Origin of the sequence: Streptomyces sp. ID05-39B (genome assembly GCF_033794725.1) — a bacterium.
GTDB classification, from domain to species: Bacteria; Actinomycetota; Actinomycetes; order Streptomycetales; family Streptomycetaceae; genus Streptomyces; species Streptomyces bobili.
This window is the reverse complement of the sequence record NZ_JARGEF010000051.1, coordinates 22,858-39,944: the sequence shown is the minus strand read 5'-3', so window position 1 is coordinate 39,944 and position 17,087 is coordinate 22,858. Positions and strand designations below refer to the sequence as shown.

Annotated in this window: 16 protein-coding genes and 1 pseudogene; 10 read left to right on the top strand and 7 right to left on the bottom strand. The window is 72.3% G+C overall.

Going from position 1 to position 17,087, the window contains the following annotated elements; translation table 11 throughout:
- Nucleotides 1-363: 363 nt before the first annotated feature.
- Entirely contained in the window at nt 364-1,800 is a 1,437-nt protein-coding gene (locus tag P1P75_RS14330; RefSeq protein WP_319255222.1) for a HAMP domain-containing sensor histidine kinase, read from the bottom strand.
- Nucleotides 1,797-2,489 carry a response regulator transcription factor gene (locus P1P75_RS14325; RefSeq protein ID WP_319255220.1) on the bottom strand — a complete coding sequence of 231 codons (693 nt, stop codon included), beginning with the start codon at nt 2,487-2,489 and terminating at the stop codon, nt 1,797-1,799. Before P1P75_RS14325 ends, P1P75_RS14330 begins: the two co-directional genes overlap by 4 nt.
- 152 nt (nt 2,490-2,641) lie before the next feature.
- On the opposite strand from P1P75_RS14325, the gene P1P75_RS14320 reads away from it, so the two are divergent.
- From P1P75_RS14320 to P1P75_RS14290, 7 genes are all read left to right on the top strand, one after another.
- Complete coding sequence (locus P1P75_RS14320; RefSeq protein WP_319255218.1) at nt 2,642-3,979, top strand: ferredoxin reductase family protein; 1,338 nt, start codon at nt 2,642-2,644, stop codon at nt 3,977-3,979.
- A gap of 10 nt (nt 3,980-3,989) precedes the next feature.
- On the top strand, nt 3,990-4,388 hold the full coding sequence (locus tag P1P75_RS14315) for an FMN-binding protein (RefSeq protein ID WP_319255216.1): 399 nt from the start codon (nt 3,990-3,992) through the stop codon (nt 4,386-4,388).
- 1 nt (nt 4,389) lies between these two features.
- Complete coding sequence (locus tag P1P75_RS14310; RefSeq protein WP_319255214.1) at nt 4,390-5,142, top strand: FAD:protein FMN transferase; 753 nt, start codon at nt 4,390-4,392, stop codon at nt 5,140-5,142.
- 237 nt (nt 5,143-5,379) lie between these two features.
- Nucleotides 5,380-5,814: a hypothetical protein gene (locus P1P75_RS14305; protein ID WP_319255213.1), complete on the top strand. Its 435-nt coding sequence runs from the start codon at nt 5,380-5,382 to the stop codon at nt 5,812-5,814.
- 136 nt (nt 5,815-5,950) lie between these two features.
- Nucleotides 5,951-7,081: an ABC transporter ATP-binding protein gene (locus P1P75_RS14300; protein WP_319255210.1), complete on the top strand. Its 1,131-nt coding sequence runs from the start codon at nt 5,951-5,953 to the stop codon at nt 7,079-7,081.
- Nucleotides 7,078-7,824, top strand: a complete 747-nt coding sequence (locus P1P75_RS14295; protein ID WP_319255208.1) for an ABC transporter permease subunit — start codon at nt 7,078-7,080, stop codon at nt 7,822-7,824. Before P1P75_RS14300 ends, P1P75_RS14295 begins: the two co-directional genes overlap by 4 nt.
- Nucleotides 7,821-8,489 carry an ABC transporter permease gene (locus P1P75_RS14290; RefSeq protein WP_319255205.1) on the top strand — a complete coding sequence of 223 codons (669 nt, stop codon included), beginning with the start codon at nt 7,821-7,823 and terminating at the stop codon, nt 8,487-8,489. The genes P1P75_RS14295 and P1P75_RS14290 overlap by 4 nt, the downstream gene beginning before the upstream one ends.
- Nucleotides 8,490-8,607: 118 nt before the next feature.
- Here the strand turns inward: P1P75_RS14290 and P1P75_RS14285 are convergent, their stop codons facing one another.
- From P1P75_RS14285 to P1P75_RS14265, 5 genes are all read right to left on the bottom strand, one after another.
- Nucleotides 8,608-9,027 carry a RidA family protein gene (locus P1P75_RS14285; RefSeq protein ID WP_319255203.1) on the bottom strand — a complete coding sequence of 140 codons (420 nt, stop codon included), beginning with the start codon at nt 9,025-9,027 and terminating at the stop codon, nt 8,608-8,610.
- 64 nt (nt 9,028-9,091) lie between these two features.
- Nucleotides 9,092-9,691: an ATP/GTP-binding protein gene (locus tag P1P75_RS14280; RefSeq protein WP_150473254.1), complete on the bottom strand. Its 600-nt coding sequence runs from the start codon at nt 9,689-9,691 to the stop codon at nt 9,092-9,094.
- Complete coding sequence (locus P1P75_RS14275) at nt 9,678-10,118, bottom strand: DUF742 domain-containing protein (RefSeq protein WP_319255201.1); 441 nt, start codon at nt 10,116-10,118, stop codon at nt 9,678-9,680. Before P1P75_RS14275 ends, P1P75_RS14280 begins: the two co-directional genes overlap by 14 nt.
- A 37-nt stretch (nt 10,119-10,155) precedes the next feature.
- Entirely contained in the window at nt 10,156-10,632 is a 477-nt protein-coding gene (locus tag P1P75_RS14270) for a roadblock/LC7 domain-containing protein (protein ID WP_150473256.1), read from the bottom strand.
- Nucleotides 10,629-13,580 carry an ATP-binding protein gene (locus P1P75_RS14265; protein WP_319255228.1) on the bottom strand — a complete coding sequence of 984 codons (2,952 nt, stop codon included), beginning with the start codon at nt 13,578-13,580 and terminating at the stop codon, nt 10,629-10,631. Before P1P75_RS14265 ends, P1P75_RS14270 begins: the two co-directional genes overlap by 4 nt.
- Before the next feature lie 396 nt (nt 13,581-13,976).
- On the opposite strand from P1P75_RS14265, the gene P1P75_RS14260 reads away from it, so the two are divergent.
- The 3 genes and pseudogenes from P1P75_RS14260 (at nt 13,977) to P1P75_RS14250 (ending at nt 17,082) form a co-directional block, all read left to right on the top strand.
- Nucleotides 13,977-14,930 carry an ABC transporter substrate-binding protein gene (locus P1P75_RS14260; protein WP_319255199.1) on the top strand — a complete coding sequence of 318 codons (954 nt, stop codon included), beginning with the start codon at nt 13,977-13,979 and terminating at the stop codon, nt 14,928-14,930.
- A gap of 10 nt (nt 14,931-14,940) precedes the next feature.
- Nucleotides 14,941-15,420: pseudogene (locus tag P1P75_RS14255) on the top strand (aromatic amino acid lyase); the annotation flags it as partial.
- 648 nt (nt 15,421-16,068) lie between these two features.
- Nucleotides 16,069-17,082 carry an aromatic amino acid lyase gene (locus P1P75_RS14250; protein ID WP_319255226.1) on the top strand — a complete coding sequence of 338 codons (1,014 nt, stop codon included), beginning with the start codon at nt 16,069-16,071 and terminating at the stop codon, nt 17,080-17,082.
- Nucleotides 17,083-17,087 lie beyond the last annotated feature (5 nt).

Genomic DNA, 17,087 nt, shown 5'->3' with positions numbered 1-17,087 from the left:
GGGGAGGAGCGGGGACGGAAGGGGACGGGGCAGGCGTTCCCGTCCGGTGTGACGGTGTGGTGTCCGCAAACCGACGGTGTGCGGGCACAGGGGCGACCGCGGTGGTGCCAGGGGTGGCGCGACGGGTGGTGTGAGATGTCTGCCCGGCGCCCGGCCCGCTCACCCGCGGGGCGCGGAGCCGGAGCCTCGCTCCGCACCCGGACGCTGTCGGCGAGTCCGCTCGGCGGACGCTGACGGGCGGATACGGGCCGCCGAACTGCCGCTTCCACGGCGTGTCCCTGGCCAGAATCAGCCCGTTGCTCGGGCTTGACGGGATTCGCCGACAGCATCCGCACCCCGGACCCGGTCCGCGTGCCCGGTGCCTCACCGGGCCGGCCGCAGGGGCAGCGTGACGGTGAAGACCGTGCGGGCCGGGTCGTCGCCCAGGCCGAGGGTTCCGCCGTGGGCCTCGACCAGGGAACGGGCCACCGCCAGGCCGAGTCCGCTGCCGCCGCGGTCGCGGCTGCGGGCCTTGTCGACGCGGTAGAAGCGGTCGAAGACGCGCGCACGGTCGCCGGGCGGGATACCGGGTCCCTCGTCGATGACGCGCACCTGTGCCGTGTGCGGACCCACCGTCACCCGGACGGTCACCGGTGTGCCGGCCGGGGTGTGCACGGCCGCGTTGGTGAGGAGGTTGTCCAGGACCTGCCGGACGCGCTGCGGGTCGAGCCGCAGCCGGACCGCCGCCGGGCCCGGCCCCACCGTCAGCGGATGACCGGGGTGGCTCGCGCGGAACGCGTCGGCGGCCTGCTCGACCAGGTCCACCAGGTCGGCGTCCTCCGTGCGCAGCGGGGTCTCCACCTCGGCCGCGTCCAGCCGCGCCAGCAGCAGGAGGTCGTCGAGGAGCACACCCATGCGGGCGGCCTCGGCGCGCAGCCTGGCCAGGTGCCTGTCGCGTTCCGCGGGCGCGTTGGCGGGCGCGTACTGGAAGAGGTCGGCGTAACCGCGTACGGACATCAGCGGGGTGCGCAGCTCGTGGGAGGCGTCCGCGACGAAGCGGCGCAGGCGCTGCTCGGCCTCGGCCCGCACCGCGAGGGAGGCGTCGATGTGCTCCAGCATGGTGTTGAACGCCGTGCGCAGCTCCTCCACCTCCGGCCCGCCGCCGGGCGCGTCCGCGCGCACGTGCAGCCGGGACGCCGACTCGGTCAGGTCGTGCGAGGCGATGCCGTGCGCGGTGTGCGCCATGTCGCTCAGCGGCTTCAGCCCGCGTCGCAGCAGTGCCCGCCCGGCCACCACCAGCCCCAGCAGTGCCAGGCCGAAGGCGATGACCTGCACGGTGACCAGCTGCTCGATGGTGTCGTCGATGTCCTTCATGGGCGCCGCGCTGATCAGCACCACGCCGGGCTCGACCTCGCAGCCCCGCAGCCGGTACACGCCTTCGCCGTCGAGTTTCACGGTGCGCAGCAGCTCGGTGTCCGAGTCCGCCATGTCCTCGGCGAACCGGGTGAGGGGGCGGGTGTCGTGCGGGATGTCGGCGGGCTGCCGCAGCACGACCGAGCCGCCCGACACGTCGTACACCGCGGAGAACCAGCCCCAGTACGGCTTCTGGGTCACCGTGCCGTGCGCCGCGGCGTCCTTGGACTGCACGGTCTGCACGACCTTCATCTGGTAGCCCAGCTGGTGCTGCAGATAGTCGCGCATGTACGCCGTCAGCGCGGTGCCCACCACCGCGAACACCACCAGCGACAGCGCGCCCAGGCCCAGGGCGAGCCGGGTGCCGAGCCGCAGCCTGCGGTACGACCGCCAGGCGCGGCGGATCACTCGGCGGCCTGCCGGACCACGTAGCCGAATCCGCGCACCGTCTGGATCAGTGGCTCGCCCGTCGTCGCGTCGAGCTTGCGGCGCAGGCGGCTGACGACGAGTTCCACCACGTTGGAGCGGCCGCCGAAGCCGTACTCCCACACGTGGTCGAGGATCTGCGCCTTGGTGAGGACCGTCGGCGACTTGCGCATCAGATAGCGCAGCACCTCGTACTCGGTCGGGGTGAGCGTCAGCAGGCTGTCGCCGCGCCGCACCTCACGGGTGTCCTCGTCCATCGACAGGTCCCCGACCCGCAGCACCGAGCGCTGGAACGCCGGGCCCGCGCTGCGCCGCAGCACGGTCCGCAGCCGCGCCATCAGCTCCTCCACGGCGAACGGCTTGACCAGGTAGTCGTCACCGCCGCGGGTCAGTCCCGCGACCCGGTCGGCGACCCCGTCCCGGGCGGTCAGGAACACCACCGGCACCATCGTCCCGGAGCGGCGCAGCCGGTCCAGGACGCCGAAGCCGTCGATGTCGGGCAGCATCAGATCGAGCACCACGATGTCCGGGCGGAACTCGGCGGCGCGCCGCAGCGCCTCCTCGCCCGTGTTCGCGGTGACCGCGTCCCAGCCCTCGTAGCGGGCGACCGTCGCGACGAGATCGGCGATCGGCGGGTCGTCGTCCACCACCAGGAGTCGTACTTTTTCCACTCGCTCATAGTGCGCCACGCGGCCCCCGGCGCCAGACCCCGGTGGCCCGCTGATCCGGATCGATACCTTCTTGAAAGTTGTACGACAGGGTATCGACAGCAAAGGGCGGCGAAGCTCTGTCTCCTGAGGACCCGATCAAGGAGTTTCTGTCCGTGACGACCGTCCAGTCGCCTCCCGTACCCCCCACGGCGCTACGTCCCAAGGTCGTGGCCCGCACCGGCCTGTACGCCGTGCTGGCCGCGAACGCGGCCGTCGTGACCCTCTTCGCCGTCCAGGCCGGCTTCGCCTCCAACGCCCTGGTCGTCATCGGCCGCTTCGCCGGCCTCTACGCCGCCCTGCTGATGGCGTTCCAACTGCTGCTGGTCGCCCGGCTGCCGTGGCTGGACCGCCGGATCGGCATGGACCGGCTCACCAACTGGCACCGCTGGACCGGCTTCGGCCTCCTGTGGACGCTGGTCGGGCACGTCGTGTTCATCACCTTCGGCTACGCCCGGTCCTCCTCCATGGACCCGGTCAGCCAGCTCGTCGACCTCGCCGAGACCGTCGAGGGCGTGTTCCGCGCGGTCGTCGCGCTCGGGCTGATCCTCGTCATCGGCGGCGTCTCGGCCCGCTGGGCCCGCCGCCGGCTGGCGTACGAGACCTGGCACTTCATCCACCTCTACGCCTACGTCGCCGTGGTGCTCGCCTTCACCCACCAGGTCGCCGCCGGTACGACGTTCACCACGTCCTCCGCCGCCACGACGTACTGGTACACCCTGTGGGGCGTCGCCCTCGGCTCGGTCCTCCTCGGCCGGCTCGGGCTGCCGCTGTGGCGGAACCAGCGCCACCAGCTGCGCGTCGAGGCCGTCGTCCCCGAGTCCGACAACGTGGTCTCCGTGTACATCACCGGCCGCGACCTGGACCGGCTGCCGGCCCGCGCGGGCCAGTTCTTCCTGTGGCGGTTCCTCACCAAGGACCGCTGGTGGCAGGCCAACCCGTTCTCGTTGTCCGCCGCGCCGGACGGCCGCACCCTGCGCCTGACCGCCAAGGCCGCGGGCGACGGCTCCGCCGGACTGCGCCACCTCAAGCCCGGCACCCGCGTCTTCGCCGAGGGCCCCTACGGCGCCTTCACCGCGATGCACCGCACCCGGCCGGAGGCCGTCCTGGTCGCCGGCGGCGTCGGCGTCACCCCCATCCGCGCCCTCCTGGAGGAGCTGCACGGCCACGCCGTCGTCATCTACCGCGTGGGCTCCGACCGGGACGCCGTCCTCTACGACGAGCTGCGCGACCTCGCCCACCTCAAGGGCGCCGAGCTGCACCTGGTCACCGGGCCGCCGGTGCCCGACCGGCTGGCGCCCGGCGAACTGCTCCGCCTCGTGCCGGACATCGCCGACCGGGACGTCTTCCTGTGCGGGCCGCCCCCGATGATGAACGCCGTCCTGGGCAGCCTGCGCGCGCTGGACGTGCCCCGGACGCAGATCCACTTCGAACGCTTCAGCCTGGCGGGATGAGAGAGACGACGTGAAGCGAGCCATACCTGTCCTGGTCCTGTCCGTGGCCGGACTCATCCCCGTCTGGCGCTACGACGTGTCGACGGGCACCTCGTCCACCGAGGTCGCCGCGCCGGCCTCGCCCCCCTCCACCTCCTCCTCCGGGACCGGCGTCGTGGTGAAGGGCCCGACGGTGGGGACCGAGAAGGGGGATGTGCAGGTCGAGCTCACCTTCGAGGGTGACGTGATCAGCGCGGTGCGGATGCTGAAGCAGCCGAACCATCCGCAGACCACGGCGGCCGTGCCGACGTTGATCTCGGAGACGCTTCAGGCGCAGAGCGCGGACATCGACACGGTGTCCGGCGCGACCCTGACCAGCGAGGGCTACAAGGAGTCCCTCCAGGCGGCGATCGACGCGAAGGGCGCCTGACGTGCACCGCGTCGAGCAGGTGATGGGGTTCCCGGTCTCCCTGCGCGTCGACGACATCGAGGGCGGCGCCGACGCCGACGTCCTGTCCGAGGCCGGGGACGCCGTGTTCGCCTGGCTGCGCGAGGTGGACGAACGGTTCAGCCCGTTCAAGCCCGGCAGCGAGGTGTCCCGGTACGGCCGGGGCGAACTGCCCGCCTCCCGGCTCAGTGCCGACCTCGTGGAGATCCTCGCCCTGTGCGAGCGGTACCGGGTCGCCACCGGCGGAGCCTTCGACGCCCGGCTGCCCGGACGGGGGTTCGACCCCTGCGCGATCGTCAAGGGCTGGTCGGTGCAGCGGGCGGCGGAGCGGCTGACCGCCGCCGGTGCGGGGCGCTTCTGCCTCAACGCCGGCGGTGACGTCGTCGTCGGCGGAGGACCCTGGCGGGTGGGGATACGGCACCCGGAGATCGCCGACAAGGTGTGCACGGTCCTGGAGCTGACCGACGGTGCGGTCGCGACCTCCGCGCGCTACGAACGCGGCGACCACATCATCGACGGGCGCAGCGGGGTCGCGGCGACCGGGCTGCTCTCCGTCAGCGTCGTGGCGTCGACGCTGACGGAGGCGGACGCGGTGGCGACGGCCGCCTTCGCGATGGGAAGGGACGGCGTCGACTGGGCGGCGGGCCTGGCGGGTTGCGAGGTGTACGCCGTGGACGCGGGGCGAAGTGTCGTGCGTACGGCGGGATTTTCGTCGGCGGGGGCAGGGGTGGCCTGAGCGTGTGAGGTGGTCCCCTCGTCCCGCCGCCCCTTCCGGTCCCGACCCCACGGGCTCCGACCCCGGCATCCGTGCCCGCCCGACGCGGTGAGCGGCTCCAGTCCGTCCGGCGTTCGAGGACGGGGCCGTCCAGGCCGTAGGGGGCTCTGGGGCGCCGCCCCAGGCGCAGGAAGGGGATGGGGCGGGGGCCGAGGAAAAGGCGTGGCCCCACCGCGCACCGCATGGTGAACTGCCGGCATGAGCCTGACCAGTGAGATCTTCCTCCCGCGTGAGGACGGCAGCCGCCACATCCTCGGCATGGCGGAGGACCCCAGGCCCGACGGAACCGACCTCGCCGGCCCCGAGTCCTGGCGTACGAAGGTGTGGGGCTCGCCGTCGATCCGCCGCATCGGCGCCCGCTTCCTGCCCGCGCTGGTCGACGTCCACCAGAGCGACGGCCATGTCGAGGCCGAGGCCGAGGCCGACGGCGATGTCGTGACCCCCGGACAGATCCCCGCCTTCCTGGACGAGATCGCCCTGGTGCGCGCCGAGTTGACCCGGCTCGCCACCGAGACCTGCTCGCCCGACCGGACGGTCGAGCAGCACGCCCGGCACATCGAGAGCCGCCTGGACGCCATCGAGGCGAGCGCACGGTACGCGCGGCGGCTCGGCGGAGGCCTGCTGATCTGGTGAGGAACCGGGGGACGAAGTCCGCTCCGCCCGTCAAAACCCCCGCAACACAAGCGGTCTAGACTCTCCCCGCAACGGCTCGGAACCTGCGTGGTCGAGAGCGGGCAGACACGGCCAGACCCGAAGGGTATTCGGCGCTTTGATACGGATAGATTCAGTCACCAAGCGGTACCCGGACGGAACGGTGGCGGTCGACCGCCTCTCGCTCGAGATACCCGACCGCTCGATCACCGTCCTCGTCGGACCCTCGGGATGCGGCAAGACGACGACCCTGCGCATGATCAACCGGATGGTCGAGCCGAGCGAGGGCACCATCCTCATCGACGGCGTCGACAGCCGCCGGCAGCCGGTCAACATCCTGCGCCGTTCCATGGGTTACGTCATCCAGAACGCCGGACTCTTCCAGCACCGCACGATCATCGACAACATCGCCACCGTGCCCCGGCTGCTCGGCTGGAGCAAGGACAAGTCCCGGGCGCGCGCCCGCGAGTTGATGGAACGCGTCGGCCTCGACGTCTCGCTCGCCAAGCGCTACCCCTATCAGCTCTCCGGCGGACAGCAGCAGCGGGTCGGCGTCGCCCGCGCCCTCGCCGCCGACCCGCCGGTCCTGCTGATGGACGAACCCTTCTCGGCCGTCGACCCCGTCGTGCGCAAGGGACTTCAAGACGAACTCCTGCGCATACAGGAGGAGTTGGGCAAGACCATCGTCTTCGTCACGCACGACATCGACGAAGCCGTCAAGATCGGCACGATGGTCGCCGTACTGCGCACCGGCGGCCGTCTCGCCCAGTTCGCGCCGCCCGCCGAACTCCTGTCGAGCCCCGCCGACGCGTTCGTCGAGGACTTCCTCGGCGCCGACCGCGGCATCCGGCGCCTGTCGTTCTTCTCCTCGGCCGGACTCGACCTGCTCACCGCGCCGATCGTCGCCGTCGACGCCACCGCCCAGCAGATCGCCGCCCGCGCCGACGCCGGAGCGCCCTACCTCCTCGTCACCGACGTCGACGGCAAGCCCCTCGGCTGGAGCGAGCCGGACCGGCTGACCGCGGGCCGCATCGACCGCGGCCGACTGCTGTCCCACGGGCGGCCGTTCGTGGCCGGACAGGAGTCGCTGCGGGCCGCCCTCGACTGCGCCGTGCTCTCGCCCACCGGCTGGGCGGTCGCCGTGGACGGTGAAGGACGAGCCGCCGGAGTCGTCTCCCAGCAGGCCATCGGCGACGCGATCCGCGGCGCCCACGAGGACAGCGTCAGCCCGCCCAAGGCCCTGCGATGAGCGGCTTCTTCGACATCCCCAGCGATCTCCAGCACAGCTGGTGGGGCCTCATCGGACTGCACCTGCGCGAGGCCCTGCTGCCCGTCCTGGCCGGCCTGCTGCTCGCCCTCCCGCTCGGCCAACTCTGCGTGCGGATGCGCTGGTTGTACGGGCCGGTGCTGTGGGTGACCACCGTGCTGTACGCCATCCCGTCGCTGGCCTTCTTCGTCGTCCTCATCGACTACACCGGCCAGACCGAACTGACCGTGATGATCCCGCTGACCGTGTACAGCCTGGTCGTGCTGGTTCCCGCGATCGTCGACGCGGTGCGCTCGGTGCCGCAGGAGACGCTCGCCGCGGCCACCGCCATGGGCTTCGGGCCCGTACGCCGCTATCTCCAGGTCCAGTTGCCGATCGCGGTGCCCGCGATCATCGCCGGGCTGAGGGTGGCCACCGTCTCCAGCATCAGTCTGGTCAGCGTCGGCACCCTCATCGGCAACCAGGGCGCCCTCGGCAACCTGCTCCACGACGCCACCATCTACAACCGTCCCGAACTCGCCTGGAACGCCGTCATCACCATGGCCGTCCTGGCGATGCTCGCCGACGCCGCGCTGGTGCTCGTACGCGTCCTGCTCACCCCCTGGATGCCGAGCGGAGGCATCGGCGGCAGCGGCAGCGGCACCGGCCGCCGCACGACGCCCAGGACCGCCGGCACCCGGCCCGTACCGGCGGCCGAACCCGCCCTGAAGGACGCAGCCCGGTGAACGTACTCGAATTCGTCAGCGACTTCTTCAGCGACAGCGCCCACTGGCAGGGCTACGACGGCATCCCCACCCGTCTGAGCGAACACCTCGGATACACGCTGGAAGCGCTTGCGTACGCCGCCGTGATCGGACTGCCGGTCGGCCTGATCACCGGGCACTACGGCCGCGGCGGCAACGCCCTCTCCCTCATCGCCACCGCGGCACGGGCCCTGCCCACCTTCGGTCTGCTCGTGCTGATGACGATGCTGATCGGCTTCGGCATGCTGCCCGTGATGATCCCGCTGGTCACCCTCGCCGTCCCGCCCATCCTGATCACCACCTACGAGGCGATGCGCTCCGTCGACCCGTCCCCGGTGGACGCCGCGCGCGGCATGGGCATGACCGAGAAAAGGATCCTCCTCCACGTGGAACTGCCGGCCGCCCTCCCGCTGATCCTCGGCGGCCTGCGCTCGGCCGCCATCCAGATCGTCTCCACCGCCACGATCGCCGCGTACGTCAGCCTCGGCGGACTCGGCCGCTACATCATCGACGGCCTCTACCAGCGCGACTACGAGAAGGTCGTCGGCGGCGCCAGCCTCACCGCCGGCATGGCCCTGGCCACCCTCGCCGTGTTCTGGGCGATCACCAAGGTGGCGGTGTCACCAGGGGTACGCAGAAGCGCGTAGCGGCCGGATCGCGAACAGCCGGACAGCCGGACAGCCGGACAGCCGGACAGCCGGACAGCCGGACGGCGTGCCGGGGGGCGCTCGGGCTGTTTTGCTGTCCGCGGCGGGCCGTCGGGCGTCAGACCGCCGGGGCGGGCCGTACGGCGATCGCGTCCACCTCGAACAGCATCCCCGGCAGGGCCAGCGCGGCCACCCCGCTGAGGGTCTGCGCGGGGAGCCGCTCGCCGAAACGGGCGTGCAACGCCTTACCGAGGGTTTCCAGCTTGGCCAGGTCGTGGTCGACGACGAACGAGCCCAGCCGTACGACGTGTTCCGGGCCGAGGCCCACCCCGGCCAGCGCCGACTCCAGCCGGTCGAAGGCGAGGTCGACCTGCGCGGCGAAGTCACCCGGCACGGGCGTGCCGGAGGCGTCGGAGGCGTACTGCCCGGCGATGAAGACGAGTTCGCCGGGCGCCGAGACGGCGTGGCTGTAGCCGAAGGGCGTCGGATCGTGCAGGGCGGGCGGGTTGGTGATCGTCCGTGCGTCGAGGCTGCTCATGCCCGGCACAACCGGCCCGACGATCAAGGGTATTCCCGCACCGCCCGATCAGGGTGAGGTGCCCTCACCCCTGCGACCGGGCCAGCGCCTGCTCCAGGACCACCAGCAGCGCGTCCCGCACCGAGCCGCGCTCGCGGGCGTCGAAGACCAGCACCGGGACGCCCTCGGACACGTCGAGGGCCCAGCGGACCTCGTCCAGCCCGTGTTCGACCTGACCGTCGAAAGCGTTTACGGCAACGGCGAACGGGATCCGCTTGTGCTCGAAGTAGTCGACGGCGGCATAGCAGTCGTCGAGGCGGCGGGTGTCGACGATGACGAGCCCGCCGACCGCGCCCTCCACGATGTCGTCCCACATGAAGCCGAACCGCTCCTGTCCGGGCGTGCCGAACAGATAGAGCTTCAGGGTCGGGTCGATGGTGATGCAGCCGAAGTCCATCGCGACCGTGGTGGTGGTCTTGCGCGGGGTGTGGCTGAGGTCGTCCACCCCCGCCGCCACCTCGGTGATGGCCGCCTCGGTGGTCAGCGGCTCGATCTCGGAGATCGAGCCGACGGCGGTGGTCTTGCCCACGCCGAAGCCGCCCGCGATCACCAGTTTCACCGGCAGCGGCGGCCGTACGGCGGCCTGACCGGCGAAATGGCCGACAAGCGGTTCAGTCGGAGTCACGGAGTACCCCCCGGGAGTCGGGGATGGCCCGCAGGCCATCGATAACCCTGCGCAGGACGGACGCGTCATGGGTGACGCCGGAGTCGGGCACGTGGACCGACAACTGCCCGGCCGCGCGCAGGTCCTCGGCGAGGACCCGCACCACGTTCAGATGCAGCCGCAATCGGGCCGCGATCTCCGCGATCGACTGCGGCTGCCTGCACGCGGCGACGATGTCGTGCTGTTCGAAGGAGAGCCGGCCGAGCGCTTCGAGCCCGGCGGCGGTGGCCACCAACTGGGTCTCCACGGGCATCGGCCGGCCGGTCGCGGCCTCACCCGCGCCCGCCACCCGGCCGGCGGTGACCAGGAAGGGCCGGACGGCGGACGCCGGGCCGACGGGTGTGACGCCGTCCTCGCCGGCGCCGCGCGGAGTGCGGCCGTCCGCCATCGGTGGTGGGTTTCCTCTCTCGGCCGGCGGTGGGCGCTCAGCGCGACCTGGTGGCGCCGACGCTGTTCTTCAGTTCCAGCACGAGCTGGGGGCTGAGCGCGGTGCCGGCCCGGTTGGCGAACACGGTCATCTCGTAGGCGATGTTGCCCAGCTTGGCCTCCTTGTCGGTGACCACGCCGAGCACGGCGCCGCTGCCGATCGCGGAGACCAGCACATGGCCGCCCTCCAGATCGATGATGACCTTGTTCAGGCCGCCCAGGCCGTAGTTGCCGGAGGCGCCCGCGGCCAGGCTGGTGATGCCGGAGACGATCGCGGCCAGCCGCTCGGAGTCGGCGTGCTCGCGCAGTTCCGACACCGCGATCAGCAGGCCGTCGGTGGACACCGCGATGGCGTCCACGACTCCTGCCGTCTCGGTGGCGAAACGGTTGAGCAGCCAGGTGAAGTCGGCTGCGGCGGCCCGCAGGTCGGTCGGCGTGGCGTCTCCCGCGGGAGTGTCACCTGTCGACGTGCTCACTGCTCGGCTCCTTCCGGAAGGTGGTTCTGGTGGTTCTGGTGGTGCGTGGTGATCCGGTCGTCGTCGGCCCGGTCGTCATCGGCCCGGTTGTCGTCGGTCCGGTCGTCCGCCCGGCGCTCGGCCCGGCGGTCGGCCCGGCGGTCGGTCGTACCGTCGTCGGCGTTGCGCTCGGCGCCGTTGCGGAGGGCGGGACCGTCGGTCGTCGGGCGAGGGTGCTCGCCGGTGTCGCGGTGGGCGCGCTCCACGGCCGCCTCGAACTCCTCCAGCGCGCAGCGGACGGCGTCCGCGTCGGCGGGCGGAGGCGGCGACAGCCGCGCGCTCTGCTGGGCGGCGGCCTCCGCGGTGGTCCGCAGGGTGGCCCCGCGGACACGGCGGCGGAGGGTACGGGCACCGTCGGGGGCCGGATCCGCCGCCGGGCGGGGCGGGCCGTCGGCGTCATGGCTGCCGGCGGGGGCGGCGTCGTGCGTGCGGGCGGCGGACGGCCCGGCGCCCGGCAGGTCGGCATCGGCACGCGCTTCGGGGCGTACGGCGACGCCGGCGGGCTCGGTGCCGGGGGGTCCGGTACGTGCGTGCGGCACGGGCTCCGCCGTACGGTCGTGGACCGTCGGCTCCTCGGCACGCGGGACGGGGACGGGGACGGCGACCGTGGCGGACTTCGCACCGGGCTCGGCATCGGGCTCGGGCTCGGCCGTCTCGCGTCGGGGCACCCTGCGGGGGAGGGGGACCGGGTCCTGGTCCTCCGCCGCGTCCGTGCCGGCCTGGGCCGCGGCGGGCGCGGTGGGGGATTCCGGCGTACCCGGCAGGGCGGCTGCCTTCGCAGCGGGTGTCGCAGCGGGCGCCGTACCCGCCGTCGTACCGGACGCCAGGGCGGTCTTCGCGCCGGAGGGGAGTGCCGCCGTCGCCGGGGCCGCTCCCCGCAGGGCCGCCCCGCTCAGGGTCAGGAGCAGGGCGGAGGGGATGGCGACCTCCGCCGTCACGCCGCCGCCCGGGGTGCGCGTGAGGGTGACGTCGATGTCCCAGCGGCGGGCCAGCGCGCCGACCACGAACAGGCCGAGCACCTTGGTCGGGACGAGGTCGAGGCGCTCGCGGCGCACCAGGCGGGCGTTCTCCTCGGCGAGCCGGTCGGCGCTCATGCCCAGGCCGTGGTCGGCGACGGTGATCGTCGCGCCGTCGTCGCCGGGCCGCACCCGTACCTCGACGGGGCTGCCCTCGGGGGAGAACGACACGGCGTTCTCCAGGAGTTCGGCGATCATCAGGGTCAGGTCGCCGATGATGTCGGGCTCGACCATGACCTCGGTGCCGGCGTACAACTGCACGCGCTGGAAGCCCTCGATCTGGCCGAGCGAGGCGCGGACCACGTTGGTGAGGGCGGCCGGACCGGCGTCGAGAACGGTTTCGCGAATACCCGCCAGCAGCATCAGGCTGTCGGCGTTGCGGCGCAGCCGGACCGCGATGTGGTCGATGGAGTAAAGGCGTTCGAGCAGCGCGGGGTCGGTCTCGCCGCGCTCCACCGCGTCGATCAGCGAGAGCTGACGAGTGGTCAGGTTGCTGACGCGGCGGCCCACGTTGCCGAACATCTCGGCGACGTTGCGCCGGCTGAGCACCTGGCGTTCCAGCAGTGCCGCCGCGGTCGTCTGGACGTTGTTCAGGGCCTCGGCCAGCGCGCCGATCTCGTCGTCGGCGGTGACCGGCAGCTCGCGAAGCCGCGGCGGCCCGCTCTCCTCGGCGTCGTCGTCGGCCACCCGGGCCAGCTCGCGCCCGGCGACGTCGGCGACCTCCTGCGCGGCCCCCGTCAGGGCCAGCACCGGGCGGATCACGGAGCGGCGCACCAGCGCCGCGAGACCGATCCAGACGGCGAAGCCCAGCAGTGCCAGGCTCAGCAGCAGACCCGCGCGCCACTGGGCGCTGGCGGCCGCGTCGTCGGCGCGGTCGGCGATCTGGTGGATGAGCGAGCCGGTGATGGCCAGCCGGGTCTCGGCCTGCTCGTTGTAGTGGTGGTAGGAGTCCAGCGCCTGGCGGAACGCGACGCGGATTTCGTTCTTGGACTCCGCCTGCAACGCGCTGGGGTCGACGGCGAGTTCGGCGTAGTGCCGGCCGATGACGGCCTGCGCCGCGTTGTGCTCGATGTCGCCGAGGAGGTCGGTCTGCGCCTCGGTGGCGAAGCGTGCGAAACGCTCGGTCTGGTAGGTGTACAGCTCGTGCGAGCCGACAGCGCCGGTGAACTCGATGAGCGCGTTGCTGTCACCGGTGCGCGCGGAGAACACGCCGGTCTCGTAGGCGCCGTGGGCGGCGTCGGCCCGCAGCAGCGAGTCGAGCAGGCTGCCGGTGAAGGTGGTGGCCAGGGCGGCGTTGCGCTCCAGGCCGAGGCCGTCGATGACGCCGTCGGCGGCACCCGAGTACGCCGGGTCGATGTTGTCGGCGGGCAGATAGCCCTGCTCGATGGTGTCCCGCAGGCCGGCCAGGCCCTCGATCTCGCGCAGCGCCCGCGCCTCGGTGTCCGGCAGCCGGTCGCCGAAGGCGTCGCGCACCTTCTGGATCTGCGCGTCCACGGCGAGCTGGGCGATCCGGTAGGCCGAGGTGGAGGGCGTGCCCCCGTCGAAGGACGCCTCGTAACGCACGGAGAGCAGGATCGCCTGCTGGTGCTCGGCCTGCACGTCGGCCACCAACTGGGCGACCTGCGCGCTGTCGCGGACCAGCCGGGCCGCCGACTCCGAGTTGTCGGACTCCTGCACCAGGTCGGCGATGACCCACGTCAGCAGCAGCGCGATCACCGTCAGCGGGACACCGACGAGAACGTTGAGCTTGCGCTGGAAGGGCCACCGGTCGGCGAATCCCCGCAGGCCCCGGCGGACGGACGAGGCCGCCGACCGTCGGGGTCCCCCCTGGTCGTGCCGCTCGTGCGAAGCCGAGAGACGGGGGGAGGTCGCGTCCACCTCGGTCGTGGACACCATGCCTCCTTCATGAAGTCGTGCGCACCGCGCGACGCACGCTTCTGTCCGATGATGATCGACGTTTTCAGCAACACGGCCGGGCGCACGACGGCGCCACGAGTGATGCGTCACGACACCGGAGCAACCCCCGCGCACCGGTGTGACCTACGCCAACTCCGGCGAGACTATCGCCTCTTCGATCGGTCGAGCGCGTCGCCCTACGTCAAGAATCCATTACAAAGCGCCGTCTCCCGGGTGTCGTACTGGCCTTTTCTGCTTCACAAACCGCCACAACCGCTTGCGCATCGAAGCCAATCGGTGACCCGGTGGCACTTGACTGACCGAGAACGCGCTGGATTGGATCAGGTGGAGCGTTCGTTTACTCCACCAACCTCCGAGCCCGGAACGGCAGACGTGACTTCCAACGCCCACAGCAGCAGGTCCTTCAGGAACCACCCAGGCGCGGCGGCCGTCGCGCTCGCCGCGATGACGGCCCTGCTGGCGGGATGTTCCTCCTCCGACGACACCGACCCGCTCTCCGAGGACAAGGCGGCGGGTGACACCGTCGTCGTCGGCTCCAACAACTTCGCCGAGAGCACCCTGCTGGCCGACATCTACGGCGAGGCACTCAAGGCCAAGGACATCAAGGTGTCCTACAAGCCCAACATCGGCAGCCGTGAGACCACGTACGGCCTGCTCAAGAACGGTTCCATCACCGTCCTGCCCGAGTACAACGGCTCGTTGCTCGCGTACCTCGACGCCAAGGCGGAGCAGAAGTCGCTCGAGGCCGTCAACACCGAGGCCAAGGCGAAGCTCGACCCCAAGCTGACCCTGCTGGAGTCCTCGCCCGCCGAGGACAAGGACTCCGTCACGGTCAACGCGGACACCGCGAAGAAGTACAACCTCACCGCGCAGTCCACCCTCGCCGACCTCAAGGACATCGCTCCCGAACTGGTCCTCGGCGGTTCGCCCGAGTTCCAGACCCGGCAGCAGGGCATGGTCGGCCTGGAAGCGGTGTACGGGCTGAAGTTCAAGTCCTTCAAGGCCCTGGACGCCGGCGGTCCGCTGACCCAGGCCGCGCTGAAGAAGAACACCGTGCAGGCGGCGGACATCTTCACCACGGACCCGACCATCACCAAGGAGAAGTTCGTCGTCCTCCAGGACCCGGAGAACCTCTTCGGTTTCGCCAACGTGACCCCGCTGGTCTACAAGAGCGGGCTCTCCAAGGAGGGCGTCGACGCGCTCAACGCGGTCTCCGCCAAACTCGACACGAAGACCCTGCTGGACCTGGACTCCCAGGTGCAGCTGGAGAGCAAGGACCCGCTGGACGTCGCCAAGGCCTGGCTGAAGTCCGTCGGCCTGGGCTGACCCGCCCGCGTTGGACACGACACCACGCCGGGTCGTCCTGAACGGCACCACCCTCACCGTCGGCGAGCTGATCGCTCTCGTCGACGGTGAGGCCGTGCCCGAGGTCGCCCCCGAGGCACGCGAGCGGGCGGTACGTTCCTTCCGCGCCGGACGCCGACTGGCCGCCGCCGGACGGCTGTACGGCCGCGGCACCGGAGTCGGCGCGCACCGCGCGGTGTCCGTCGACTCCGGCGACGAGAGAGCACACGGCCTGCGTGTGCTGCGCAGCCACGCGGGCGGCGCGGGCGCGCTGCTGCCGGCCCGACAGGTCCGCGCGATGCTCGCGATCCGCGCCAACCAGCTCCTCGCCGGCGGCTCCGGCATCCACCCCGGCTTCATCGACGCCCTCACCGAGGCCCTCCGCCTGGGCGTCCACCCGGCCGTCAACGAATACGGTGCGGTCGGCACCGGCGACCTGACGGCCCTGGCCCAGACCGGCCTGACCCTGCTGGGCGAACGGCCTTGGACGGACAGCGGGTGGGGCGCTCCGATCGGGGCGAGCGGTTCGGCAGGGCTTTGGGCCGAGTCTCCGTCCGCCGATGGGCGGGGCCGGCAGGAGCCGTACGGTGTCGCAGGCCGCGGGTCCCGCCGCCCTGCGACCACGCCCGCCGCTCGAACAGGGGCGGCCACGCCTGCTCCGGCCGGCCCCGCGGCCACGCCCGTCGCTGCCGGCCGCGGGGCCGCGACTGCGCCTCCTGAGCCCGCGGCCACGTGTGTCTCTCCCGGAGCCGCGGCGATGCCTGCTGCGGTCGGGCCTGCGTCCGTGGCGGTTCCTCCTGGGTCTCCGGCCACGCCTGTAGCTCTGGGGCCTCCGGCCATGCCTGCACCTGCGCAGGCCGCAGCTGCGCCTGCACCTCTGGGGCTTCCGGCCACGTCTGTACCTTCTGGGCCTCCGGCCATGTCTGTACCTGCGGAGGCCGCAGGTACGGCTGCACCTCTGGGGCCTCCGGCCAGGTCTGTACCTGCGGAGGCCGCAGCCGCGCCTGTACCTCTGGGGCCTCCGGCCACGTCTGCGCCACCCGACCCCGCGCCCGAGGGCGTCGTCGCCGCGCCGGGGGATGGCGCGCCCGAAGTCCGGGCCCCGGGCGCGGGCGCCGATGTGGCTGCGGTGCTCGACGGCATCCCCGCCCGGACCGGAACCCCGGCGCTCGGCGCCCGCGCGCGCACCTGTCTCCCCACCCCCGTGACCCTGCGGCCCGGTGACGCGCTCGCTTTGCTGAGCAGCAACGCGCTCGCGCTGGGGCAGGCCGCGCTGGGCCTGCACGGGGTGGACCGGCTGCTGCGGGCCACACACGCCGTGGCCGCGCTTTCGCTGGCCGCCGTCTCCGGGTCGGCCGAGGCGTACGCCGCGCCCGTGCACACCCTGCGGCCCTATCCCGGCGCGGTCCGTGCGGCCGGTGAGGTACGGCGGCTGCTGGAGTTGCCGGACCTGCCCGAGGGCTCCGGACGCCGTATCCAGGACCCGTACGGATTCCGCGCCTTCCCTCAGGTCCACGGCTGTGCCCTCGACGCGGGGGAGCGGCTGCGCGAGGTCGTCGAGGCGGAGATCAACTGCCCTTCGGAGAACCCGCTCCTGGCCCTCGACGGCACCGCGGCCTACCACCACGGCGGCTTCTTCGCCGCGCCCCTGGGCCACGCCCTGGAAACGGTGAACCTCACGCTGCTCCAGACCGCCCAGCTCTCGGCGGCCCGCCTGACCGCGCTCGGCGACCCCGCGCTCACCGGCCTGCCCGCGTTCCTCGCCGCCGGCCCCGCCAGCAGCTCGGGCACGATGATCCTGGAGTACACCGCCCACTCGGCGCTGGCGGAACTGCGTACCTGCGCCGCCCCGGCCTCGGTCGGGCACGCCGTCCTCTCGCACGGCCTTGAGGAGGCCGCCAGCTTCGCCGGCCAGGCCGCCCGTCAGACCCTGCGCGCCACGGAGGCGTACCGTACGGTCCTCGCCTGTGAACTCGTCTGCGCCGTACGGGCGTTGAGGATGCACGCCGTACCGCCGGAGATCGCCGTGTTCGCCGTGGCGGACGAGGCCCTGCCCGACGGCATGGACGACCGCCCGCTCACCGGTGATGTGACGGCCGCGGCCGAACTGCTGTGGCTCCTCGCGCAATTCTGAGCGCC

Bases quoted from the DNA above. Each gene is read 5' to 3' on its own strand.
- P1P75_RS14305 (WP_319255213.1), top strand. From the start codon at position 5,380: ATGAGCCTGACCAGTGAGATCTTCCTCCCGCGTGAGGACGGCAGCCGC.
- P1P75_RS14295 (WP_319255208.1), top strand. From the start codon at position 7,078: ATGAGCGGCTTCTTCGACATCCCCAGCGATCTCCAGCACAGCTGGTGG.
- P1P75_RS14285 (WP_319255203.1), bottom strand. From the start codon at position 9,027: ATGAGCAGCCTCGACGCACGGACGATCACCAACCCGCCCGCCCTGCAC.
- P1P75_RS14275 (WP_319255201.1), bottom strand. From the start codon at position 10,118: ATGGCGGACGGCCGCACTCCGCGCGGCGCCGGCGAGGACGGCGTCACA.